The sequence below is a fragment of the Candidatus Symbiopectobacterium sp. NZEC135 genome (assembly GCF_025962695.1).
On sequence record NZ_JAGFPF010000289.1, the window covers coordinates 1 to 1,919 of the forward strand.

At 39.3% G+C, this 1,919-nt stretch carries 3 protein-coding genes; 2 read left to right on the plus strand and 1 reads right to left on the minus strand.

Annotated features, from left to right (window positions below):
- Positions 1 to 31 precede the first annotated feature (31 nt).
- Together J5224_RS26020 and J5224_RS26025 are read left to right on the plus strand one after the other, a co-directional pair.
- Positions 32 to 745, plus strand: coding sequence for a PAS domain-containing protein (locus J5224_RS26020; protein ID WP_264628080.1), 714 nt, complete (start codon positions 32 to 34; stop codon positions 743 to 745).
- 52 nt (positions 746 to 797) lie between these two features.
- The gene (locus J5224_RS26025) at positions 798 to 1,514 is read left to right on the plus strand and encodes a PAS and helix-turn-helix domain-containing protein (RefSeq protein ID WP_264628081.1); all 717 of its coding nucleotides are present in this window, start codon (positions 798 to 800) and stop codon (positions 1,512 to 1,514) included.
- 66 nt (positions 1,515 to 1,580) lie between these two features.
- Here J5224_RS26025 and J5224_RS26030 read toward each other — a convergent pair.
- Positions 1,581 to 1,919: ATP-binding cassette domain-containing protein (locus J5224_RS26030; RefSeq protein WP_264628082.1), on the minus strand; the 339-nt coding region annotated here is incomplete at its 5' end.

The following is a 1,919-nucleotide window of genomic DNA, read 5'->3' on the forward strand; positions in this document are numbered from 1 at the left end:
TGTTTCTGCTGCCTTTAAATGAGAGGTGACAATGAATAGTAATATGCAGGAAAACATTATCCTACCTAATATGCTGATAACGTTACTCGATCAGCATAATGATGCTTATTTTATCAAGGGGATGGATTCTAGGTTTATTTATGCAAATTTATCGGTTGCGAAAAAAGTGGGCGTGCACTCACCGAGTGATTTAATTGATAAGACAGAAGATAATATTCAGTCACGTTTAACTGAAGATTTGAGTATTGTAAAAGAGTGGCAGTGGCAAGATAATTATGTGATTACTTCCAGAAGAAAACTTGTTACATTAGAGGTCAATCCAAAAGCGGTGGATTGTCCTTATATTGTTAGGAAATTCCCCTTTTACAATGAGAATAACCAGTGCATTGGTGTGTTAACTAATTGTCGGACATTGGAAACATTTTCTCCTAGTGAATTTATTAACGGTCAGCGTCCCGGTTCTTTTCTTTTAACTAAACCCAATGATTTTTTCACTGAAAATGAATGTGAGATAATATTCTTAAATCTTCAAGGGCGAACGTCAGAAAGCATTGCTAACCGACTTTCATGCTCGATATCTTTTGTGGAAATTGTTTTGCAAAAAATATACCTCAGAGCAAATGTAACACATTTCGATGATTTTACTGCTTTTTGCCACCATCGCAATTACCATAGATATCTTCCGAAGCGGTTTGTTGAAAGCAATAGCATCCTATTTGATGATAATATTAATTCTGTTGTTTGATTTTTATTTGAGTAAATATTGACGAATTTATCAGTTTAAAAGGAGGTGTTTTATGAGTGATGATATTCACGATGACGATTATCTTCCACGAGTATTGGTAAATGTGTTGGACCAGCATCATGACCCCTATTGTATTAAGGGGTTAGACTCTAGATATATTTACGCCAATCTTTCATTGGCAAAACTTATAGGAGTTAGAACACCAAATGATTTCTTACACAAAACTGAGTTTGAGTTTAATTCGAGGTTGACAGAAAATGAAGATGTAGTAAAAGAATGGCAATATCAAGATAAATTAGTGAGTGACTCTAAAAATACATTAAGTACTTTAGAGGTTCATCCAGATGCTGTTGATTATCCCTATATTGTTAGAAAAATACCCTTTTATGATAAAAATAATCAATGTGTCGGTATAGTGACCTATGGTAAGACGCTACAAACCTTCACTCCCAATGATTTTGTCAACGGACGATGCCCCGGATCTTTATTACTCAATCGGCCAGATGGTTTTTTTACGGAAAAAGAGTGTGAAATTATTTTCTTAAAACTGCAAGGCCGAACCTGTAAAGCTATAGGCGATATATTATTCCTTTCACCTCGTACCATTGAAAGTGCCCTGCAAAGACTTTACACCAAAGTCGGTGTATCTCATTTTGATGATTTTGCTGAGTTTTGTCACAACAAAAATTACCATCGTTACCTTCCGCGGCGATTTCTTGAATGCAAACGTGCGATGTTTGAAAATAATTACGATTTGGACGAGTGGTGATGTGTCTTATAACTTACGCTCATTCAGCCGTTAAAATAACAAAGGCCGCTCAGCGGCCTTTGTTATTTATTTCGGGTTACCCGCCAGCGTTTCAAACTGATATCCGTAAATATCACCTTGTGCCACAAAGGTGAGGCGGTTTGTGATGCATTCCGGTGCGTCTTCTGCGTGGTGGGAAACAAACAGCAACTGCGTTTCGCCTTCGCCGATCAACACATCCAGCCAGCGCCGCACCAACTGCCGGTTGAGCGGATCTAACCCTTGTAACGGTTCGTCAAGAATCAACAGTGCCGGGTGTTTCACCAGCGCGCGCGCAATCAGTACCAGACGCTGCTGCCCCCATGACAATGCGTGGAACGGGGAGTCCGCTTGTGCTGCCAGCCCCAGCAGTTCGAGCCATTGCTG